18 protein-coding genes are annotated in these 21,995 nt (G+C 45.7%); all 18 read left to right on the top strand.

All coding sequences use genetic code 11. From position 1 onward, the window contains the following. The first annotated feature begins 23 nt into the window (after positions 1–23). The 18 genes from J2Z28_RS13250 to J2Z28_RS13160 all read left to right on the top strand — a co-directional run bounded on the left by J2Z28_RS13250 (position 24) and on the right by J2Z28_RS13160 (position 21,871). Positions 24–1,013, top strand: coding sequence for an ABC transporter ATP-binding protein (locus J2Z28_RS13250; protein WP_026081379.1), 990 nt, complete (start codon positions 24–26; stop codon positions 1,011–1,013). A 14-nt stretch (positions 1,014–1,027) separates the two neighbouring features. After that, positions 1,028–1,960 carry an ABC transporter ATP-binding protein gene (locus J2Z28_RS13245; RefSeq protein WP_047841027.1) on the top strand — a complete coding sequence of 311 codons (933 nt, stop codon included), beginning with the start codon at positions 1,028–1,030 and terminating at the stop codon, positions 1,958–1,960. A 7-nt stretch (positions 1,961–1,967) separates the two neighbouring features. Next, the gene (gene opp4B / locus J2Z28_RS13240; protein ID WP_211082859.1) at positions 1,968–2,930 is read left to right on the top strand and encodes an oligopeptide ABC transporter permease; all 963 of its coding nucleotides are present in this window, start codon (positions 1,968–1,970) and stop codon (positions 2,928–2,930) included. A gap of 27 nt (positions 2,931–2,957) precedes the next feature. Continuing rightward, on the top strand, positions 2,958–3,863 hold the full coding sequence (locus tag J2Z28_RS13235; RefSeq protein WP_211082858.1) for an ABC transporter permease: 906 nt from the start codon (positions 2,958–2,960) through the stop codon (positions 3,861–3,863). Between the two features lie 19 nt (positions 3,864–3,882). Continuing rightward, positions 3,883–5,709 (top strand): oligopeptide ABC transporter substrate-binding protein, encoded by a 1,827-nt coding sequence (locus J2Z28_RS13230; RefSeq protein ID WP_211082857.1) that lies wholly within the window; start codon positions 3,883–3,885, stop codon positions 5,707–5,709. A gap of 254 nt (positions 5,710–5,963) precedes the next feature. Beyond that, positions 5,964–6,854 carry a D-alanyl-D-alanine carboxypeptidase family protein gene (locus J2Z28_RS13225; protein WP_074092891.1) on the top strand — a complete coding sequence of 297 codons (891 nt, stop codon included), beginning with the start codon at positions 5,964–5,966 and terminating at the stop codon, positions 6,852–6,854. 344 nt (positions 6,855–7,198) lie between these two features. After that, a complete protein-coding gene (locus J2Z28_RS13220; protein ID WP_211082856.1) occupies positions 7,199–8,788 on the top strand; it encodes an MFS transporter in 1,590 nt (529 codons plus the stop codon). A 240-nt stretch (positions 8,789–9,028) separates the two neighbouring features. Beyond that, on the top strand, positions 9,029–10,063 hold the full coding sequence (locus J2Z28_RS13210) for an LCP family protein (RefSeq protein ID WP_036671869.1): 1,035 nt from the start codon (positions 9,029–9,031) through the stop codon (positions 10,061–10,063). 184 nt (positions 10,064–10,247) lie between these two features. Further along, positions 10,248–10,673, top strand: coding sequence for a CBS domain-containing protein (locus J2Z28_RS13205; protein WP_017691444.1), 426 nt, complete (start codon positions 10,248–10,250; stop codon positions 10,671–10,673). A 264-nt stretch (positions 10,674–10,937) separates the two neighbouring features. Next, positions 10,938–11,240 carry a MazG-like family protein gene (locus J2Z28_RS13200; RefSeq protein ID WP_017691445.1) on the top strand — a complete coding sequence of 101 codons (303 nt, stop codon included), beginning with the start codon at positions 10,938–10,940 and terminating at the stop codon, positions 11,238–11,240. A 5-nt stretch (positions 11,241–11,245) separates the two neighbouring features. Next, positions 11,246–12,157: a DUF2232 domain-containing protein gene (locus tag J2Z28_RS13195; protein ID WP_211082855.1), complete on the top strand. Its 912-nt coding sequence runs from the start codon at positions 11,246–11,248 to the stop codon at positions 12,155–12,157. Positions 12,158–12,168: 11 nt separating this feature from the next. Continuing rightward, complete coding sequence (locus tag J2Z28_RS13190) at positions 12,169–14,160, top strand: DHH family phosphoesterase (protein WP_211082854.1); 1,992 nt, start codon at positions 12,169–12,171, stop codon at positions 14,158–14,160. Continuing rightward, on the top strand, positions 14,157–14,600 hold the full coding sequence (gene rplI, locus J2Z28_RS13185) for a 50S ribosomal protein L9 (protein WP_211082853.1): 444 nt from the start codon (positions 14,157–14,159) through the stop codon (positions 14,598–14,600). The genes J2Z28_RS13190 and rplI overlap by 4 nt, the downstream gene beginning before the upstream one ends. A gap of 1 nt (position 14,601) precedes the next feature. Beyond that, the gene (dnaB, locus tag J2Z28_RS13180; RefSeq protein WP_047841021.1) at positions 14,602–15,963 is read left to right on the top strand and encodes a replicative DNA helicase; all 1,362 of its coding nucleotides are present in this window, start codon (positions 14,602–14,604) and stop codon (positions 15,961–15,963) included. Between the two features lie 444 nt (positions 15,964–16,407). Next, entirely contained in the window at positions 16,408–17,694 is a 1,287-nt protein-coding gene (locus J2Z28_RS13175; RefSeq protein ID WP_211082852.1) for an adenylosuccinate synthase, read from the top strand. Between the two features lie 222 nt (positions 17,695–17,916). Continuing rightward, positions 17,917–18,684, top strand: a complete 768-nt coding sequence (locus J2Z28_RS13170) for a hypothetical protein (protein WP_211082851.1) — start codon at positions 17,917–17,919, stop codon at positions 18,682–18,684. Positions 18,685–19,042: 358 nt separating this feature from the next. Beyond that, on the top strand, positions 19,043–19,852 hold the full coding sequence (locus J2Z28_RS13165) for a class I SAM-dependent methyltransferase (RefSeq protein WP_244988267.1): 810 nt from the start codon (positions 19,043–19,045) through the stop codon (positions 19,850–19,852). Positions 19,853–20,338: 486 nt separating this feature from the next. Beyond that, positions 20,339–21,871, top strand: a complete 1,533-nt coding sequence (locus tag J2Z28_RS13160; protein WP_211082850.1) for a peptidoglycan DD-metalloendopeptidase family protein — start codon at positions 20,339–20,341, stop codon at positions 21,869–21,871. Positions 21,872–21,995 lie beyond the last annotated feature (124 nt).

The raw sequence follows: 21,995 nt of genomic DNA, 5'->3' as shown, positions 1-21,995 counted from the left end.
ATTATGGGGTTAGGGTGATTGATTTGAATACAGAGCTATTGGAAGTCAGAAATCTAACAACATCATTCAGAATAGAAGATGACTATTATGCAGCAGTGGATCACGTTAACCTTACGGTGAAGAAAAATGAAGTGTTGGCAATTGTAGGTGAATCCGGGTCAGGTAAAAGTGCTTTTGCATTCTCTCTTATGGGTTTGCATAACAAAGCAAAGATCGAAGGCCAGATCCTCTATAAAGGACAAGATATTGCCAACATCTCCCCAAGCAAGTTAAACAAGCTACGCGGCAAAGAAATGGGCATGATTTTTCAGGACCCATTGTCCGCACTAAACCCTCTAATGATTATTGGTGAACAGATTGAAGAGATTCTCACACTTCATCAGTCCAAGCTGTCTTCCAGAGAGAAGAGAGAAAAGGTCATTCACTTATTGAATCAAGTAGGGATTCCACGTCCCGAACAAATATACAAGCAGTATCCTCACGAACTATCTGGTGGTATGAGACAGAGAATTGTTATTGCCATTGCGATTGCCAACAAACCGGAATTACTCATAGCCGATGAACCAACGACAGCGCTTGACGTTACGATTCAACTACAGATCCTGGAGCTAATCCGTGATCTGAAGAATGAAATTAACGCAGGCATTATTCTGATTACACATGATCTGGGTGTCGTAGCTGAGATGGCTGATCGCGTTGCAGTTATGTATGCAGGCGAAATTGTTGAAATCGCAGATATCTTCACATTGATGAACGATGCGAAGCATCCATATACCCGCTCACTGTTGAACTCTATTCCCACCCTGTCTGAAGAAGGATCCAAATTGCATGTCATCCAAGGTATTGTACCATCACTCAAAAATCTTCCTCGCAAAGGGTGCAGATTCAAAGCCCGAATTCCATGGATTAGTGAATCGGCTCATGAAGAGAACCCACAGATGCATGAAATTGCACCAGGTCACTTTGTACGGTGTACCTGTTACCAGCACTTTCATTTCCCTGACCAAAGCTGAGGAGGAATAACATAATGGCATTACTCGAAGTAGAAGGGCTCAAGATACACTTTCCGATTCGCGGTGGATTGCTTAAACGGGAAATTGGCAGTGTAAAGGCTGTTGATGATGTTAGCTTCTCCATTGAAGAAGGACAGACCTATGGTCTGGTTGGCGAATCAGGTTCAGGAAAAACAACAACAGGCAGAGCCATTATTGGGCTAAACCATGTCACTGACGGAAAGATCCTGTTTAACGGCAAAAATCTGGCTACGGAGCGACGTAAGAACAGGCAGCTCCAGCGGGATGTACAAATGATTTTTCAAGACCCATATTCATCACTGAATCCAAAGAAGCGGGTTATCGATATTATCGCTGAGCCGTTTCGTAACTATGAGCGTCTGACAGCTACCGAGGAAAAAAGACAAGTAAGAGAATTACTTGAAAAGGTTGGCCTGAGTCCGGAATCAATCTACAAATATCCGCATGAATTCTCAGGGGGGCAGCGTCAACGGATCGGCATTGCACGGGCTATTGCACTGAAGCCGAAGTTAATTATCGCTGATGAACCTGTATCTGCACTCGATGTATCGGTACAGGCTCAGGTACTCAACTTCATGCAGGAAATTCAAAAAGAATTAAATCTGACCTATCTGTTCATCAGTCACGATCTGGGCATCATCCGTCATATGTGTGATCAGATTGGAATTATGTATAAAGGTCGATATGTGGAACAGGGCACAACAAATGATATTTTTGAGAATCCACAACACATCTATACCAAACGTCTCATTGCAGCCATTCCGGATATGGACCCAACCAAACGAGAGGAAATGGTAGCCTTCCGTCAACAGGTCAAATCCGAGTATGAACATTCATACCGAAATTTCTTTGATGAGGAAGGGCTTGCATACTCGCTCAAATCCATTTCCGATACTCACCGAGTAGCTCTACCTCAGAAAGGTTGAAGGCCATATGTGGAAAATAATAGTACGAAGAATCATGATTATGATCCCTCAAATCTTTTTATTAAGTCTTTTGGTATTTTTGATGGCCAAAGCCATGCCAGGAGATGCACTAACCGGATTGCTCGATCCAAGTATTGATCCTAAAGCTTTGGATGAACAGAGGGAACGACTTGGACTTAACAATCCATGGTATGTACAGTATTGGGACTGGATCAGAAATGCCGCACAGGGCGACTTCGGACAATCTTTCCGATTCAAGATGCCAGTTTCTGATCTGATTGGTCAAAGAATTGCAAATACATTTTGGCTGGCTTTTGCAACACTTGTCTTCACATATTTGATCGCGATCCCACTTGGTATTATCAGTGGTCGTTATAATGATACATGGTCTGACCGGTTAATTACGGGTTACACCTATCTGGGGTTCGCAGCACCGTTGTTCATTTTTGCACTGGTTATGTTATGGATTTTTGGTTTCCACTTTGGGTTATTCCCAACGGGGGGCAGCGTGGCACCTGGACTTACACCAGGAACATTCAGTTACATTACAAGCAAGTTCTATCATCTGTTATTACCGGCATTATCCATGGCACTGATTACTACGGTATCAACCGTTCAATACTTACGTAGCGAAATTATTGATATCAAGCATAAAGAATTCGTTCTTACTGCGCGAGCCAAGGGTGCTTCGGAGTCACGAGTTTACAACAGACATATTTTGAGGAACTCTCTACTGCCGATTGCCGCATTCTTCGGTTATGAGATTACAGGACTTATCGGAGGTACTATTTTCATTGAGAGTATATTCAGTTACCCAGGCATGGGGCAGCTGTTCCTTACCTCAATCTCTCTTCGTGATTTCAGTGTTGTAACCGCACTTGTCCTGCTATTTGGTATAGCTACAATCCTGGGTTCGCTGTTATCTGATATTATTCTGGGATTAGTAGATCCGCGTATACGGATCAAGTAAGAACTTGAAGATTTCGGGGTGAATAAGATGAGCAAGGCCAATGATGTCGTTGTAACTTCACAGAAGATTGATAAGAGCCCCTCCAGCTTGAGTATCTTATGGAGAGAGCTTGTCCGGGATAAGATGGCACTAATCTCGCTCATATTTTTGGGACTGGTTTTATTAATAGTCTATGGAACTGCTCTGATCCTGGATCAAGATGAAATTGTTAAAGTGGATCTATTCGCTTTGTATGAGCCGCCTTCTGCACAATACTGGTTAGGAACAGATTACGGAGGTCGTGATGTATTTGGACAACTAATCATCGGAACTAGGAACTCGTTATCCATTGCCATTCTAGTTACGGTAATGACAGGTTTCTTGGGGATCGTAATCGGTATACTTTCTGGTTATTTCGGAGGACTGATTGACAATATATTCATGCGTATCGTGGATTTCTTCATGATTCTCCCGTTCATGATGATTGTTATCGCGTTTGTTACAGCGGTACCCAAATATAATATTGTTTCGTTCTCGCTAATCATGACTGCCTTCCTATGGATGGGAATTGCTAGATTAATTCGGTCTAAGGCACTGCAGGAGAGAGAACTTGAATATGTAAAAGCTTCAAAAACATTGGGATCATCGCATCTCAAGATCATTTTCTCACAGGTTCTTCCGAATCTGAGCTCCATTATCATCGTAACGATGACATTGAATCTCGCTGCCAACATTGGCCTCGAATCAGGGTTATCTTTCCTGGGATTTGGTTTTCCCGAAAGTACACCTAGTCTTGGAACACTCGTAAGTTATGCACGTAATCCGCAAACCCTGGAATCCAGATGGTGGATATGGCTACCCGCATCGGTACTGATTCTGGTATTGATGTTGAGTATAAATAATGTCGGTCAAGCCCTAAAGCGTGCGACTGATGCAAGACAAAGAAGAGGTTAAAAAAAGGGAGGAAAGGTTCATGAAAAAGGGATTATTTTCACGGGGACTATTTTTCACGATGATGTTGGTCTTTGTATTGGTGCTCGCAGCGTGCTCTGAGAAAGAAGCAGCAACTCCAGCTCCAGCTTCCAACACAGAAGAGGGAAAAACGGAGGAAAAACCTGCTAATGAAGAGGGCGTTTACTCCATTGAAGACTTCAACAATGTCAAAACGAATGAGGGTACTGCGATCGAGGGTGGATCGATTACATTCGGACTTGTATCGGATACTGCTTTTGAAGGTACACTGAACTATAACTTCTATTCCGGTAACCCGGATGTTCAGGTACTGCAATGGTTCGATGAAGGTTTGCTGACTTGGGATAAAGACTATGTGTACACCAACGATGGTGCAGCAACATATGAAACTTCTGAAGATGGAAAAACGTTCACACTGACCATTCGTGACAACGTAAACTGGCATGATGGCAAGCCGGTAACGGCTGAAGATCTGCAATTTGCTTATGAAGTTATTGGTAACAAAGCGTATGATGGTCCACGTTATGACTCCAACTTTACTAGCATAGTAGGTATGGACGAGTATCATGCTGGAAAAGCAAAAACAATCTCTGGTATTAAAGTGCTGAGCGACAAACAAATCAGCATTACGTATAAAGAATCTACTCCGTCCCTGCTGACAGGTGGCGTATGGACGTATCCACTGGCTAAACATATCTTCGGCGATATGGATGTAGCAAAAATGTCTTCTTCCAAAGAAGTACGTGAAAAACCAATTGGTTTTGGTCCATTTAAAGTGGATGTTATCACTCCAGGTGAGTCTGTAACTTTTGTTAAAAACGATGACTACTGGCGTGGAGCTCCAAAACTGGATGGTGTAACTCTGAAAGTTATCAACCCGACAACGGTTGTTCAAGAACTGAAATCTGGCGGGGTAGATCTTGTGGATGCATTCCCGACAGATCAATACAAAGACAATGCTAACCTGTCCAACGTAGAATTCCTGGGCGCAATCGATCGTGCTTATACGTACATCGGTTTCAAACTGGGTACGTGGGATGAAGAGAACGGAAAAGTTGTAAGCAATGCTGAAGCAAAAATGGGCGACAAAAACTTGCGTAAAGCCATGTGGATGGCTGTAGATAACGATCAAGTAGGTAAACGTTTCTATAATGGCCTGCGTTGGAATGCAACAACCTTGATTCCACCATCTCACCCAGAATTCCATGATTCCAACAATAAGGGTGTAGCATATGATCCAGAAGCAGCGAAAGCATTGCTCGACGAAGCTGGTTATAAATTGGATGGTGAATTCCGTACGAATCCGGATGGAACACCACTCGAAATCAACTTTGTATCCATGACTGGTGGCGACACAGCTGAACCATTGGCTCGTTATTATGTTCAATCATGGGCAGCTATTGGTTTGAAAGTAAACCTGGAAATGGTTGAGTTCAACAGCTTCTATGACCGTGTAGGTAACACAGGTAAAGATGATCCGAAAATTGATGTGTATCAAGCAGCATGGGGCGTTGGTATTGACGTAGATCCATCTGGTCTGTATGGCCGCGATGCACTCTACAACTTCTCCAGATTCTCCAGCGAAGAGAATGACAAATTGCTGGCACAAGGTATCTCTGCTGAAGCATTCGATGTAGACAAGCGTAAAGAGATCTACAATCAATGGCAGCAATACATGGTAGATGAAGTTCCTGTATTCCCTACACTGTATCGTGCAGTTGTAGCACCAGTTAACAAGCGTGTAATGAACTATGCGATTGGTGATGGAACAGGCGTTTACCTGAGCGACCTGCAAGTTAATGCAGACAAAGCAGTTGTAGCTCAGTAAAACATTCTTAAATTAGCAACTGTAAGGATTGGGGTCCTTTAAGATGTCGGTTGTTAGATTATTAATGAAGAATTCTCCTGGGAAAATGAATAAAAAGTGTCTTTAAAAACATGGATTCTGTACACTCTGGCATGGGTGTATGGGGTTCATGTTTTTTTTGTAACCAAAAAATAAAAAAAATTTAACTTTTTTTCAAAAAAGTGCAGACAAAATGCCTCTTTACTTCGTCTATATAGGTAAGAGGTGATCATCTTATGAAAAAATGGTGGAAACGGGCAGGTATGCTGCTAGCTCTCTTGCTTATTATATATTTGGGTGTGAAACCGGACATGCTGGTAGGCAAACCGGGAATTAAAGCTGAATCTGCGGTATTAATGGATATGAACTCTGAACAGATCTTAATGGATTTTAACGGCTCCGAAGAGATTGCTCCGGCAGGCGTCAGTAAGTTGATGACAGAACTGTTAGTAATGGAGGCCGTGATCAATGGTGATATAGGCTGGAATGATCTTGTTAATGTGAGTCTGTATGCCAGCTCCGTGGGGGGCAGTCAACTGACCCTGAAACAGGGAGAGCAGTTCACCGTGCAGGAGTTGTTCGAGATCGTAGCTGTCTATTCAGCCAATGATGCAGCGGTTGCTCTGGCTGAACATATCAGTGGTACAGAGCAGAAGTTTGTGCAACAGATGAATCAAAAAGCAACTCAGATTGGGCTGTCTGAGGATACACAATTCACGAATTCAACGGGCCTCAGTGAAAAACTGCTTGGTCCTAACCGTCCGATGGATATACAAGGGCAGACCTTAATGACGGCTATAGATGCATGCAAGCTTGCGCGATATCTGCTGAATAACCATCCCGAGATTTTAAGAATCTCCAGTCAAATGCAAGTATCAATGCACCAAAAAGGGATGTACATGAGTAACACGAACTGGATGTTGTCCTCTATTGGTGGACCGTATGCTTATGATGGGAATGACGGATTAAAGACCGGGTATGATGAAGATTCCGGATATCATTTTGTGGGGACAGCTGAACGTGATGGTAAAAGACTGATATCAGTTGTATTTGGAACAGATACTCGTGAAGGGCGTTTTGTGGAGACTCGGAAGTTATTCAACTATGGGTTTTCGGGCTCAAAATGAAAGGGCGTACATAGGCATCATCAAGGAGACCTTCAGGGCGCCAATGATCCACCTGTCATACAAACCGAGTCAGACCAGATTATTGAAGCACTACGCAAGCGTTAGTATGTTAGATAAGATATGAGGGCTGTCCCGCAGGTTCGACTGAACGTGTGGCAGTGGCAGCTCTATTTTATCGAATTGGAGGTAAATTGATCCATATAACCATATTATTAAATTGACATATGGTTTTCTTTTGTTTTAAAATGACCAGTGAGTCATTATTATTCAATTCAGTTTAATATATATGTACCGAACCAACTGTACGATACTAAATTTACGATCTGATCAGGAGGTAACATGTGATGCAAAAACAAATGAAATGGCCGCTAATCCTGTTTGCCATAGGGGTATTTATGGCTGCGCTGGATAATGGGATCATCACCTCTTCACTGACCACCTTAAATGCATCATTTGGTGTGTCGCCAACATGGGGAGCATGGACGATTACGCTTTACACGCTTGGGCTTGCGGTGAGTGTACCTATTGCGGGCAAACTGTCGGACCGTTATGGTCGCAAGAAACTATTTTTGATAGAGGTGGCGTTGTTTGGGATCGGGTCCCTGCTCGTCGCGCTGAGCACATCGTTTACCTTTTTCCTGATTGCTCGTGTCATTCAAGCTTTGGGCGGTGGTGGGATTTTTATCATTGCCAGCTCATACGTATTAAGCAAGTTCCCGGCGGAGCGACAAGGTACAGCCTTGGGTCTGCTCGGAGGTATGAATGGTGTTGCCGCTATTTTGGGACCAAATGTCGGTGCTTTTATACTGGATCTGACTGGTAATTGGCATTGGTTATTCCTGATCAATGTACCTATTGCCATTCTGCTATTCATTGCAGGTATTCGATTTATTCAGGAAGAGCAGGAACTGAATCGTGCAGCAGTGGACTGGAGCGGCATTGCTGTCCTAACGTTGGGTGTACTCAGTTTAATGTATAGCTTCAGCAATCTGAACGGTGTGAACATGCTTCAAAGCCTGGGATCACCGATGTTCTACGGCTTTTTCTTGGCAGGTGTGATCATTCTGGTGATCTTTTACTTCATGGAAAAAAGGCTGGAAGGATCTGAACGTGAACCTGTTGTATCGACACAGCTTCTGGGCATTGCGTCCTTTCGCTGGACGTTGCTGATTGCCTTTTTCTCGGGAGCCATTCTGGCCTCGGTGATCTTTATTCCCGGATTTGTTGAACAATATCTCGGCGTATCCAATACAGCTTCCGGGTACTGGTTTACTCCGCTCGCGCTGGCATCCGGCATCGGGGCAGGTGGAGGTGGATATCTCGTTGACCGCAAAGGGCCAATCTGGACGTTATCGGTTGCGGGCCTACTATCTGCCATTGGATTCCTGCTGTTCCCGCTATGGGTGGAGCATATCTGGCAATTTGTCATCGCGAGTACACTCGTAGGTATCGGTTTCGGCATGATGCTTGGTGCGCCAGTTAATGTACTTGTCACGGAACAGGCGGGGGAGAACAACAAAGGCATCGCGGTAGCGACCAGCTCGTTATTCCGCCAGATGGCGATGGCTATTGCACCTACGATTTTCGCTGGATTCCTGGCACGTTCTTTCATTAATCTGGGGTCCAACATTCAGGCAGGATTCGCTGACAAAGGAATTCAGGTGCCGCCGGAGATGCTAGAGCAATATGCCTCCGGTGGAGCTTCAGGGAGTGATGTATCCAGTCTGACAGAGGGCCTGTCCCAGATTCCTGATGAAGGTATCCGTGATGTGTTGCTCCAGGCAGTGCATCAAACGACAGGTCAGGGTTACAATGGCCTTTTCTGGTCTGCGGTGGTATTCAGTGTGCTTACGCTGGTAGCTGCGCTTATAACGGGACGTCTACGTCAAAAAGAGAAGAGTCATCATGTGGAAAGTGTATCCACAAACGGATAGGATTGCGTGTGAAAATGAAGAGAACAGTGCACCTTTTGTAGCTAAAAAGGAGTCGCTGTTCTTTTCAATTTAACCGGATTGTAACTTTTCTTGGTCCTGCAATGATTACAATAGAACGAGCGTAAGCGGTGTCTTGATTCCAGAGAGAGAAAACTTCAGAGAACACCGAGTCACAAGGCATCCCAGACGTTTAATTGGTATTATGGATTATCATTTTGACAGTGAAGAAGGAATCAATGGATGAAAAGCAGAACTAAAGATAAGAAGAAGAAAAGAAGAAAAGGCCTATATATAACGCTCGTTTCACTTGTTGTCTTGTTAATTGGAGGTTATTTGTTCCGTCAGCAACTGGCTGTAGCGGCATTTGATCTGTTTCTCGCCGGTTCGGTAGAAGATCAGCTATCCCGCTCTTATGTACCGCAAGAAGGCAACAACACGCCTGATCCAACGGTATACCGTAAGGAACCTTTCTCCGTATTACTGCTCGGTTCGGACAAACGCGCCTATGAGAAAACGCGAGGACGTTCGGATACCGTCATCTATGCTGTAGTACGTCCGAAGGAATCCCGTGTACTTCTGGTATCCATTCCACGTGATACGTATGTGCAGATTGTAGGACGGGATGCCAACAAGGACGGCGAAGATGATTATGATAAGCTGGCGCATGCCTATGCTTTTGGTGGGGAGAATATGTCCATCAATACCGTGGAGAAATTTCTTGATGCTGATGTGGGTTACTATGCAACGATCAACTTCGACGGAATCAAAAAAGTGGTTGATGCGCTTGGTGGTGTAAAACTGCCAATTGATGAGGACATTGTGAACAAGAACCCGGATCATGTTCAATTCACGATTGAAGGCGGTAAGCCGATCTATGACGGGCAGGAAGCATTGTATTATGTAAGATACCGTGAGGATAGCGATTTTAATCGTACCAAGCGGCAGCAGATTTTCCTGAACGCGATGGCGAATGAGATGCTGAATTTGAATCAAATCGCCAAAATTCCGGAATTGATTCAGATCATGGGAGACAGCTTCCAGACGGATATGCGAGCTTCTTTCATTATTGATCTGGCTAAACAGGTGCTTACTCAGGAGAAACCTCAGATTTCAAGCTTCACCATTCTGGGTGAGGGGATGAAAAAAGACGGTATCTATTATGGTCAGGCTGATGAGAAAGATGTCCAATATGCCAAGGAACTGATTAACAACTGGATGGATCAATCGACCCCAGCCGGTGAAGTAATGATCCCTGACCGGCAAAAGATTGAATAACCAATTCCATACCAATGATGTGTTGTAGACCACAATCAGCAGTACGTTTATTCGCGGGCTGCTGTTTTTTTTCTTTGTATTGAGAACTATTATCCTTTTGGAACATCCTGCGTTCTGATCCGTATAATATAAGTTGAGCGAGATAAGTTGAACGAAGAAATTCACAAGGAGGATACACAAGGGTATGAACATCGCATTTTTTTTGCTACCCAAACAAGAGGTTACGTGCGTGACGTCGGATTCTACGCTGCGGCAAACGTTGGAACGGATGGAATATCATCGTTTTACGGCGGTACCCATTTTGAATAAAGAGGGCAAATATATTGGTACGGTTACCGAAGGCGACTTACTGTGGTATATGAAGAATGCCGAGGGAAAGATTTCATTTGAAAACGCTTCAAAGTTCTTGCTCAAGGATGTTCCCCTTCGCTTGGATATTAAACCTGTATCCATTAACGCCAACATGGAGGACCTGATTAATCTGGCTAAAGTTCAGAACTTTGTTCCTGTGGTCGATGATATGGATCGGTTCATTGGTATTGTCAGACGGAGTCAGATTATTGAGTACTGCGAGGGCATTGTAGCCAAAGAATCGATCAAGGCTAAGTAAGTCTGTTACGAATTTAAACATTATTGTGTCATTAGGGATAATCACAGCCGTCCGGTATCATGTTAAACTTAAGAAGTCCTGAACCAGGGGCGCATTCGAAGTTTTTTACTAATATATAGGTCGATAGGATGTACGGAGGACTCCGCATAAGTACCTGACATCAGTTTCGGAGAACTTCTCCGCTTTTTGGGGTAATTTTGCGGGCCCTCTTTTTATGCTATAATCGAGAATAAAGCTTTTTCGGGGGAGAGTGACTTTCGCCAAATGCCTAAAGAACTGGATGTAGCCAAACGCGCTAAAGTGATTGAATGGCTGAAAACCGAAGTGCTTGATCAGGTATCCCGATTATTCAAGGCGTTATGGGAAGGCAGTACAACTCGAATCGGGGACAGTCTTGCCAGTTTGATTATGAGTAGTTACATATTGGGCCGCAGGCTCGGTATTCCTTTCAAGGATCTGGATGCACTGCTAGTTGAGAAGTTGAAAAAGCATAAACAGGAAGGTCACCAGCTTGAAGACTGGTACCAGGATATTTCCGCGCTAGAAGATCATATGCGTAAGAGGTGAATTTGTTGAAATTTAGCTTTAAATCAGCTGTTTGGAGCGCAGTCTATCTGCTCTTGCTACTTTCGCTGTTAACTCCTTTATCGGTACTTGCCATATTTTTTATGATGATTCCGGGAGTTATTTTGTATGCTTCATTATCTTTAAAATCATTTATATGGCATCTCGTGCCCGTAGCCGTTATTTTGGTCGTATTCCACCCCATCTATCTGTTACTATTGCTCATCTTTACCCTGCCTGCGATCGTTATGGGTCACGCGTATAAAACACGCAAATCGGCCCTGTTCGCCCTGATGGCGGGAAGTGGCATGATGTTGGCAGAATACTTGTTGTTGCTCTTGGTCGGCAGTGTCATTTTCCAATTCGACCTGTCCAGTTATATTGAAGATGTGGTCAAATTGACCATTGAACCGTTAACCAATTCATCGAATCAGATGATTAACGGTTTTGCATGGACACCTGAGATGACCGAGGATGTTGCCAAACAAACGCAGCTTATGATTCCGTTTGCTCTCGTTGTCACGTCGATGGTAATGGCCTTTATTACACACGCCATTGCTCGTCCGATTCTGAACGTGATGGGTTTGGTGGTATCGAAACTTCCACCAGCGAGAGAATGGCGTATGCCGCGTGCGTTGATCTGGTATTATTTCCTCGCATTGTTGATCGAAGTGATCTCCAGACAAAGTGATGGAACATACTGGACCATGATTGCCATGAATCTGTCGCCGTTAATCAATCTGGGCTTCATGATTCAAGCGATCGGCTTCTTCTTCTTTCTCTCACATACAAAGAAATGGAATCCGGTTATACCATATTTCCTGGCGGCTGCGGTCTTCTTCATTGGTCCGCTTCGGATTATCGGAATTATCGATCTGGCGTTCCCGCTTCGTGAGGCAATATCGAAATCAAAACGATAGGGTGATGAGTCATGCCTAAATTTCTGAAGAAACGCTGGCACGGCTACTATACCGTATGGGCGTTCATACTGCTGCTGTTGCTCGTTATGTTCGTTACCATTTATAACTGGACGCTTGGTTTGATTAGTCTGATACTGGCTTCGGCGCTGGGAATCGTCATGATTAAGGCGGAGCTCGCGTTCCGCCGTGAGCTTAACGACTACATTAATGGCCTATCTATTCGGATCAAACGGATGGAGGGGGAAGCGGTCAGCATGCTTCCATTCGGAATTGTGCTGTACAGCGAAGATCGTACGGTAGAGTGGCATAACCGCTTTGTCGCGGAGATGTTCCAGGAGAAGACAATGGTGGGTAATCCGCTACTTAATTTGTTTCCCAAACTTCCTCAGCCTAAAGAGAAGAAGGATGGGACGAAGGAACATTCATCCAAGGAGTTCCATGACGAATTCCAGTTGGATGATCGGCATTATGGAGTTATTCATAACCCGCAGGAGCGGTATGTATATGTATACGAGATTACGGAGCTAGCCATTCTTCGTGATAAATATGAAAATGAACGCCTTGCATTGGGAATTCTCGTTTTGGATAATCTGGACGAAGCTGCCCAAGGCATGGACGATCAACAGCGTACAGCACTGATTGCCCGAGTGACCAGCGAAATTACGTCTTGGGCCAAGCGGTACGAAGTGTACCTGCGCCGTCTGTCTTCTGATCGTTATCTGTTGATGCTGAATCATAAGTCTTTGCAGGAACTGGAGCAGAGCCGATTTGTCATTTTGGATGAAGTTCGGGAGATGACTGCTGACCTCAAAGTGCCAATGACACTCAGTGTTGGACTGGCGTTTGGATCGGATAGCATCAGCGAGATGGGAGAGCTGGCACAGTCCAGTCTAGACATGGCGCTTGGACGTGGTGGTGATCAGGCTGCCGTGAAGTCCGGACAACGCCTGTCTTTCTACGGCGGTAAGTCTAACGCAGTGGAGAAACGGACACGGGTAAGAGCACGCGTTATTGCGCACGCGCTGCGTGATCTGATGCAGGAGAGCGATCGGGTGCTCATCATGGGGCACAAAATTCCGGATATGGACGCGATCGGCGCATCCATCGGGGTATGGAAAGCGGCCAGTCTGTACAATGTGGAAGCACGGATTGTTCTGGATGGAATTAATCCATCGATTGAACGCATGATGGAGCAAGTGAACAAGGACGAGAAGTTGTCCAAAGCATTTGTATCACCGGAACAGGCAACCCAGATGATGACCGAGCACACGTTGCTGGTGGTAGTGGATACCCATAAGGCCTCCATGACCATGGAGCCAAAACTGGTACAGTCTGCTACCCGTGTCGTCGTTGTGGATCACCATCGCCGGGGCGAAGAGTTCATCAATGACGCAGTGTTGATCTATCTGGAACCTTATGCATCCTCTGCTGCCGAATTGGTAACCGAACTCTTGCAATACATTCATGATAAGGTACAATTCACTCCGCTAGAAGCTACGGCTCTACTTGCCGGGATTACGGTGGATACGAAGCATTTTGCACTGCACACGGGGTCCAGAACATTCGAAGCGGCAGGCTTCTTGCGCCGTAGCGGTGCGGACACCATTATGATCCAGCGGTTGATGAAAGAGGATCTGTCAGAATATATTGCTAAGGCAGAAATCATAAAGCATGCTAAAATGGTATACGGGAACATTGCGCTGGCGGTCACAGACCCTGGTAACAAGATTCCACAGATGATGATTGCCCAGGTGGCGGACACATTGCTGAACATGACTGACGTGGTCGCTTCATTTGTGATTAGTGAGCGTCCGGATGGACTGATTGGCATCAGCGCGAGATCGCTGGGGCGCATGAATGTTCAGGTTGTCATGGAACGACTGGGCGGTGGCGGACATTTGACGAATGCTGCCGTGCAGCTTGAAGGAACGCTTGGAGAGGCAGAAAAACGGCTGACGAACGTACTGGCTGAAATCGAAAAGGAAGAGGGGCTGTTCGAATGAAAGTCATTTTTATAAAAGATATGAAGGGTCAAGGTAAGAAAGGGCAAGTGAAAGAAGTGTCTGAGGGCTACGCACAGAACTTCCTGCTGCCACGGGGAATCGCACGTCCAGCAACAGATGGCAACATGAAGACACTGGACAACCAGAAGGCGGCTGAAGAAAGAATCAAACAGGAAGAGAAAGCGGAAGCGGAAGCACTCGCGACGAAGCTGGAAGCTGAAGTAACCGAACTGAAAGCCAAGTCCGGCGAAGGCGGTCGTCTGTTCGGCGCAATTACCAGCAAACAGATCGCAGAAGCGTTGTCTAAAAAGGGTTTGAAAGTGGACAAACGCAAAATTGAGCTGGACGAGCCTATTCGTACACTCGGCGTAACGCAAGTAACTGTCAAGATTCACCCTGAAGTGAAGGCAACCTTGAAGGTACAGGTAACGGAAGAGTAAGATGGGCGGCGAAATGTCATTCGACCGGATTCCCCCGCAGAACCTGGAAGCCGAACAGGCCGTGCTGGGTGCAATCCTGTTGCAGGGTGAAGCCCTGATTACAGCGATGGAACGGGTGCAAACCGAGGATTTCTATGATAAACCCCATCAATTAATCTTCGAAGCGATGATCCAGCTTGGCGAGGGAAATCAACCGATTGACCTCGTGACACTGACTTCGCTTCTAAAGGATAAAGGTGAGCTGGAGGACATTGGTGGCGTTAGTTATCTAGCAAAGCTGGCTCATGGTGTACCTACAGCCGCGAACGTAGACTATTACGCTCAGATTATCGAAGAGAAATCGATGCTGCGTCGCCTGATTCGTACGGCAACCCAGATCGTGAGCGAAGGATATACAGGTGGCGAAGATGTTGCAGCGATGCTCGGAGAAGCTGAACGTCGCATTCTGGAGATCTCCAACCGTCGCTCCAGTAGTGGTTTTATAGCGATCCAGGACGTACTGATGGAAGTATTCGATCGTGTGGAAACACTTCATCAGAATAAGGGTACAACAACAGGTATTCCGTCCGGGTTTATCGATCTGGACAAGATGACTGCCGGATTCCAGCGCAGTGACTTGATCATTGTAGCGGCCCGTCCTTCCGTAGGTAAGACGGCCTTTGCCCTGAATATCGCTCAGAACGTTGCCATTCGGGCACAGGAGACGGTAGCCATCTTCAGTCTGGAGATGTCAGCTGCCCAGCTGGTGCAACGTATGATCTGTGCGGAAGCCAACCTGGATGCCAGCGTGATGCGTATGGGTGACTTCAAGGGTGATGAAGACTGGCAGAAGCTGACGATGGGTATTGCAGCTTTGTCAGAAGCCAACATCTTCATAGATGATACGCCAGGGATTACCGTTGCGGATATTCGTGCCAAATGCCGTCGTCTGAAGAAAGAGAAAGGCCTTGGCATGATCCTGATCGACTATCTTCAACTGATTAGTGGACGTGGTAAAGCAGGGGAGAACCGTCAACAAGAGGTATCCGAGATCTCACGTACACTGAAACAGATTGGCCGGGAACTGGAAGTTCCGGTTATTGCCTTGTCCCAGCTGAGCCGGGGTGTAGAGCAACGTCAGGACAAACGTCCGATGATGAGTGACTTGCGGGAATCGGGTTCGATCGAGCAAGATGCCGACATCGTAGCGTTCCTGTACCGGGATGACTACTATAACCAGGAGACCGAGAAGAAAAATATTATCGAGATCATTATCGCCAAACAGCGTAATGGTCCGGTAGGTACGGTGGAACTGGTCTTCCTGAAAAACTTTAATAAATTCGTCAATTACGAGAGGGCGCACAATGACGCCTTCGCGATGTAACGGGCAGGTGCTGACAGCTTCGATCAGGAAGCAAATCCGTCTGTCCCGAACATCAACCATTAGCATAACTGGACTTAAACATGTGTTATAAATACCAGATATAGATTCACATTGAAATGGGTATCCTTGAACCGGTGATAGCAGTCAAGCATGATTGGACTGAAGTCTCCGGTTTTTTGTGTCGAAATAAGGGGTAAATCCCGAACATTATAGTTGTACTATATATAATTGTTCGCCATTTGATTTGACTTTGAAAAAGGGTACTGGTACACTAATATTGCTGCGTTAAAGCAGCGCAAACCTTCCCTTGAATGTAACGGAAGGACATTTTTACTGTCCGTTAGCACGCTTCTCAGTCGGTTTATTGCGTAACATGCCTGCCGGGATAGAGGACGGACAGACCAATACAAAGGTGCGCAAGGCACCCACGGAGGAATGTTAACTATGTCAACGGTAGTTGTAGTGGGAACGCAATGGGGAGACGAAGGAAAAGGTAAAATCACGGATTATTTGGCGGAGAGCGCTGATGTGGTGGCTCGTTATCAAGGTGGTAACAATGCGGGTCATACAATTCTGATTGATAACAAAAAATATAAACTGACGATGATTCCATCAGGGATTTTCTACACGGATAAAGCGTGTGTGATTGGTAACGGAATGGTTATCAACCCGAAGGCACTCATCGAAGAAATTAACTATATTCATGACAATGATTTCACAACGAAGAACCTGTCCATCAGTGAGCGCGCTCATATCATCCTGCCATATCACATGGTATTGGATGCACTCGAAGAAGAGAGCAAAGGTCCGAACAAAATCGGTACGACGGGCAAAGGAATTGGCCCATGTTACATGGACAAATCAGCTCGTATTGGTATTCGGATGGTTGACCTGCTAGATGCTGAAGATTTCGAACTGAAACTGCGACATCTGGTCAAAGAAAAGAACCGCGTCATCGAGCAAGTCTACGGCGGCCAGCCTGTTGATGTGGAAGAGATTCTGCAAGATTACCTCGGATATGCTGAAATTCTGCGTCCTTACGTACGTGATACATCCGTTGTTCTGAACGAATATATTGATGAGGACAAAAAAGTATTGTTTGAAGGCGCACAAGGCGTTATGTTGGACCTTGATCAAGGAACTTATCCATTTGTTACATCATCCAATCCGTCCGCAGGCGGCGTATGTATCGGTTCTGGCGTAGGCCCGGCTCGCATTCAGCAAGTCATTGGGGTAGCGAAAGCTTACACAACCCGTGTAGGAGATGGCCCATTCCCTACGGAATTGCATGATGCAATCGGCGACCAAATCCGTGAGACTGGACATGAGTACGGTACGGTAACTGGACGTCCACGTCGTGTAGGTTGGTTCGATAGTGTTGTTGTTCGCCACGCGCGTCGTGTCAGTGGAATCACAGGTCTGTCCCTGAACTCTCTGGACGTAATGACAGGTCTGGAAACCGTAAAAATCTGCACAGGATACAAATTCCGCGGCGAGGTCATCACACACTATCCGGCAAGCCTCAAAATGCTGGCAGAATGTGAAGCGGTATACGAAGAGATGCCAGGTTGGAGCGAAGATATCACTGGAGCGAAGAAACTCGAAGACCTGCCAGTGAACACACAGAATTATGTAAAACGTGTTTCCGAGCTGACTAACATTCCAATTGCGATCTTCTCTGTAGGTCGTAACCGTGAGCAAACGAATCAAGTTCTTCCAATCTACGAGTAATCGAAGAAATAGAGAGATTGCATCTTGAATTATAAAATAGAATCGTCTGCCGACTTAGGCATGTTAAGCCTTCAGTTGTTGCTTTTATAGCGATGACTGGAGGTTTTTTGTATATTTTTCGGATATAATCCCGAGATTTCCGTCAATACTGGTTAACAGTAGAGTCACAGACCCCAGCATGCGCATGCTAGACGGGTGGGATAATCGGAGGGAGAGAAAGGAATGAAGTTGCTTGTGTGGTTTGTTAAAATCGTGCTAACGGTGTTGCTGGTCAGTTCACTGACACTGCTCACGACCGGATTAATTGTACAGTCATATGCGAAGTCGCTACTCGCGAGTTTCAATATTCAGTGGGAAGGTCAACCCATGGGGTTAACCGCCATGTTCCAAGGTGCCTTGGGCGGTAAAACAAGCGAAGGGAATAAATCGGGAAATGGGACGACAGATCAGCCGACAGGAGCGGACGAAGAGCAGGTTCCGGAAGATGCTGTTTCAGTTATGGGGAATGGGACGGAGAACGGTCCATCTGGCGTAGATGCGGGCAACAATGCGTCCCAAGGGAGCGGCTCAAACGAGGGCACAGGGGAAGGTTCAGGTACAGATACGACTGGAGGATCAAACTCAGGCACAAATGCAGGCAATGGGACGGATACAGGCAAAGGGAGCGAATCAGGAACAGATCAGGGTAGTGGTTCAGCTTCGGGGAACGGAACCGGATCGACTAGCGGTGGTGCTTCTTCAGGCAATGACGCCATTGTCGTATCGCCGGATGACATCACCGGAGCGAAGGACAAGCTGCCAGCAGAGGAGAAAGAAAAAATCTTCAGCCTGCTCATGAACAAGCTGCCGCAGAAAGAAATGCAGCAGATCTCAGGCGCCATGGAAGGTGGCCTAACGGAACAGGAACTGCGTGAAATTGAACAGGTGATCTCGAAGTACCTGACCAGTGAAGAGTATGACAACCTGATGGAAGTACTGCAGACAGAGTAGGATGATAGACAGAGAAAGCAGGCGTGCTCATAGACGGGTATCGCCTGATTCATAATGTAATGGACTTGTCGAGGATGATTGAATATAATTTATTTAAATAAATAATGGAAATTGTATGATTAAAGAATCTGATGTTGTAGCATTCGAGTTTTGGAGCAATGAGTGCTTACGTTTATTTTATTAGTCTATAGGAGGGAACAGTGTATGAAATATAAAAGTAAAGAACACGACATATAAAAACGTTCAGGCAACATTGCAGAAACCTCCAGTCCAATTCGTGGACCTCCGTTCATAGGTGCATTCAAGAGATCCGATGGACTTGTGTTTATGAATACACTAATTGGAGGTTGTATTGAACATGAACTTATATCATTCTAATTCAGAAGCATCAGTAAAAAAGTTTGCCGAGGCGACGAAAGAGCGATACGAGCAAGGACTGCAAGAGGTGGACCAACCGTTTAGTGGCTGGGATTTCAGCTATGTAACAGGGAGTGGGCGACTCCAGAGCGGAATATTGCCTTGGTCCTATGGAACGATGGCGCGCCGATTATTGGATCAAACAGAACGAATGCTCGACATGGGGACTGGTGGAGGAGAAATGCTGTCCAGGCTCCGTCCCCTTCCTCCATACACATGTGCGACCGAAGGCTATCTCCCGAATATACCGATTGCAGAGGAACGTTTACAGCCGTTGGGAGTGAAGGTGCTTCCAGTGACTGATGATTCGCAACTTCCTTTCGCAGATGGGGAATTTGATCTGATTCTTAATCGGCATGAGTCGTATGATGAGCAGGAAGTTAGGCGGATTCTAGCGGTAGGGGGACTGTTTCTAACCCAACAGGTAGGTTGGTCAGATTGCAGGGAGATCAATGATCGGCTCGGCATTCCTATGCCAGCGGATTACGCTGGATGGGAGCTGGATCGTGCTGTTCTTCAGCTGGAGCAGTGTGGATTCCGTATTCTGGAGCAACGGGAAGCAAATCCCGCGCAGCGTTTCTATGATATAGGCGCACTGGTCTATTATCTGAAGACCATCCCGTGGCAAGTACCTGATTTCAAAGTGGAACAGTTCCGTCAGCCGTTAATGGATATTCATATGGAGATGGAGCACAATGGATTCTGGGAAGTACAACAGAAGCGATTTGTAATTCTTGCAGTCAAAGAATAGAGACATGAAAGTTAATTTCTATTGTGGCATGAGATGAAATCCAGTTTAAGATAAACCACAAACAGGTTGTTTACGTAATCCCTTATCAGAGTTGATCTGGTGAGGGATTTTATTTGTATTTTTATGAAAAATAAAGTATATTTCACTGGGTCTTAGAACCTAGTCTTAAATTACAAGCAAAAGTACATAGTACAGCGGATGTTGAGGCATAATGGGTGATGGACCAGCCGTACTATCTTATGGATAATTCAGGGAAAGCAAGCGGGGCGTGGCTTTGCGGTGTGACGTATAGAGTTGAAATGAGTGTAAAACCTGTGTTAAAGTATACGGGTGTGATAAAAGGTTAAAATTTTGACACTTTTACGAGCGCAGCTAAAGTCCTGATTTTGCGGACAACCAATACAAGTATCAACGAGCATGGGACAGACACGATGGGTGATGTCTTGACAGAAATGCGAACTGAGAAGTGCTGAAAAGGAGAGAATCATGAAAGGTTTCAGAGGCATACGCCAACCGGGCAAAGACCGGGTACACGAACAATCCGGGGAACACCGGACGGCCGAAGACAAAAACAACATGAGCATGTCCACCTTCAGTGTGAATAAGAAGCGCGTTCTGGCCTCGCGCAAATGGATCATTACAGCAGCTTGTGGTGTATTCATCGCAGCATCGCTCGGGTTCGCAGGCAAACAATATGTTACTGCAAACACCGTACCGTATTATAAAGTAATGGTTAAAGGTAGCGAGATTGGTACCATTGCAGATGAGGCACAATTACAACAACTATTTACAGACAAAACTGAGGAATATCAACATAAATATCCGGATGCAGAGATGGTGCTGAACACGGATGGCATCACAACCGAAACGGTAAGAGCGTACAAACCTGAAGTGAACAGTGACGAGACGCTGGACAAACTGGGTGACATGCTGACAGCCTACGCCCAAGGTGTGGAGCTCAAGGTAGACGGTGAAGTCATTGGCATTGTGAAGGATCAGGCAACAGCAGATGCAATCCTGGAACAAGTGCAGAACAAATACATATCGGCATCGGCGGTGCGAAGTTCGCTGAAGACGAAGTCGGTATCGGCTAACTCCTCGAAGAAAGACGAGGGACCAAGCACAACCCTGAAGTCTGTAGGCATCAAGGAAGATGTAGTGACAGATGTGGTGAAGGCTGATCCAAACAAAATATGGGATGTGTCCGAGGCGGTTAAGGCTTTAACCGTTGGTAAAGACGCGCCTGTAACTTATGTGGTTCGTGAAGGAGATACGATCTCTTCGATCGCTGCCAAGTATGAAATTACACAAAGCGAGATTCGCCAGCATAATCCGGGCATCAAGGAAACGTCGCTTCAAATCGGAGACGAATTGACCTTGACCGTTCCGAAACCAGCAGTAACCGTTAAATCGGTTGAGCAGGTAGTTGAACAGATTGAGATCAAACCGCAAGTGGAAGTGCGCAAAAGTGCTGACCTGAAGGCAGGTACAACAAAAGTCGTACGTCCAGGCCAAAGCGGTCTGAAAAGCATGCAATACCGTATTACGAAAGAAAATGGTGAAGTGGTTCAGGAAGAGTGGCTTGGTCAGGAAGTGATCAAGGTCGCCGTTACCGAAGTTGTCCTTAGCGGAACGAAAGTTGTTGGTGAGGGTACAGGTGAATTTGCTTGGCCGGTATCGAATGCAACGATGAGCAGCAGCTATGGACAACGCTGGGGTCGCCAGCACAAAGGTGTCGATCTGGTAGGTAACCGCGATGTGAAAGCGTCTGATGAGGGTGTAATTACTTTTGCAGGACAGAAAAGCGGGTATGGTAATGTCATCATTATTAACCACCGTAACGGATACGAAACACTGTATGGTCATTTGAACAGCATTGGCGTTAAGGTTGGACAAGTGGTTGAAAAAGGTGAGAGTATCGGCGTTATGGGCAACACAGGTCGTTCGACCGGAACACATCTGCATTTTGAGATTATTAAGAATGGAACGGTAGAAAATCCGTTAACGTATTTGAACTAATATAGAGCTTAAGGAGAGCAAGGTTGGCTATAATGCTGGCCTTGTTTTTTGCTGCTGTAAAAAATTTTCAGATGAAAGACCTTTCAAGCCTCTGATCGGGATGTGACGGTGCTTCAGGTATGTT

This window comes from Paenibacillus xylanexedens (assembly GCF_017874615.1).
In the GTDB taxonomy this organism is placed as follows: domain Bacteria; phylum Bacillota; class Bacilli; order Paenibacillales; family Paenibacillaceae; genus Paenibacillus; species Paenibacillus xylanexedens.
This window is presented reverse-complemented; position numbering and strand designations above follow the sequence as displayed.

Excerpts from the sequence above, each read along its gene's own strand:
- J2Z28_RS13245 (WP_047841027.1), top strand. The coding sequence starts at position 1,028 with ATGGCATTACTCGAAGTAGAAGGGCTCAAGATACACTTTCCGATTCGC.
- opp4B (WP_211082859.1), top strand. The coding sequence starts at position 1,968 with ATGTGGAAAATAATAGTACGAAGAATCATGATTATGATCCCTCAAATC.
- J2Z28_RS13235 (WP_211082858.1), top strand. The coding sequence starts at position 2,958 with ATGAGCAAGGCCAATGATGTCGTTGTAACTTCACAGAAGATTGATAAG.
- J2Z28_RS13230 (WP_211082857.1), top strand. The coding sequence starts at position 3,883 with ATGAAAAAGGGATTATTTTCACGGGGACTATTTTTCACGATGATGTTG.
- J2Z28_RS13225 (WP_074092891.1), top strand. The coding sequence starts at position 5,964 with ATGAAAAAATGGTGGAAACGGGCAGGTATGCTGCTAGCTCTCTTGCTT.
- J2Z28_RS13220 (WP_211082856.1), top strand. The coding sequence starts at position 7,199 with ATGCAAAAACAAATGAAATGGCCGCTAATCCTGTTTGCCATAGGGGTA.
- J2Z28_RS13210 (WP_036671869.1), top strand. The coding sequence starts at position 9,029 with ATGAAAAGCAGAACTAAAGATAAGAAGAAGAAAAGAAGAAAAGGCCTA.
- J2Z28_RS13205 (WP_017691444.1), top strand. The coding sequence starts at position 10,248 with ATGAACATCGCATTTTTTTTGCTACCCAAACAAGAGGTTACGTGCGTG.
- J2Z28_RS13200 (WP_017691445.1), top strand. The coding sequence starts at position 10,938 with ATGCCTAAAGAACTGGATGTAGCCAAACGCGCTAAAGTGATTGAATGG.
- J2Z28_RS13190 (WP_211082854.1), top strand. The coding sequence starts at position 12,169 with ATGCCTAAATTTCTGAAGAAACGCTGGCACGGCTACTATACCGTATGG.
- rplI (WP_211082853.1), top strand. The coding sequence starts at position 14,157 with ATGAAAGTCATTTTTATAAAAGATATGAAGGGTCAAGGTAAGAAAGGG.
- dnaB (WP_047841021.1), top strand. The coding sequence starts at position 14,602 with ATGGGCGGCGAAATGTCATTCGACCGGATTCCCCCGCAGAACCTGGAA.
- J2Z28_RS13175 (WP_211082852.1), top strand. The coding sequence starts at position 16,408 with ATGTCAACGGTAGTTGTAGTGGGAACGCAATGGGGAGACGAAGGAAAA.
- J2Z28_RS13170 (WP_211082851.1), top strand. The coding sequence starts at position 17,917 with ATGAAGTTGCTTGTGTGGTTTGTTAAAATCGTGCTAACGGTGTTGCTG.
- J2Z28_RS13165 (WP_244988267.1), top strand. The coding sequence starts at position 19,043 with ATGAACTTATATCATTCTAATTCAGAAGCATCAGTAAAAAAGTTTGCC.
- J2Z28_RS13160 (WP_211082850.1), top strand. The coding sequence starts at position 20,339 with ATGAAAGGTTTCAGAGGCATACGCCAACCGGGCAAAGACCGGGTACAC.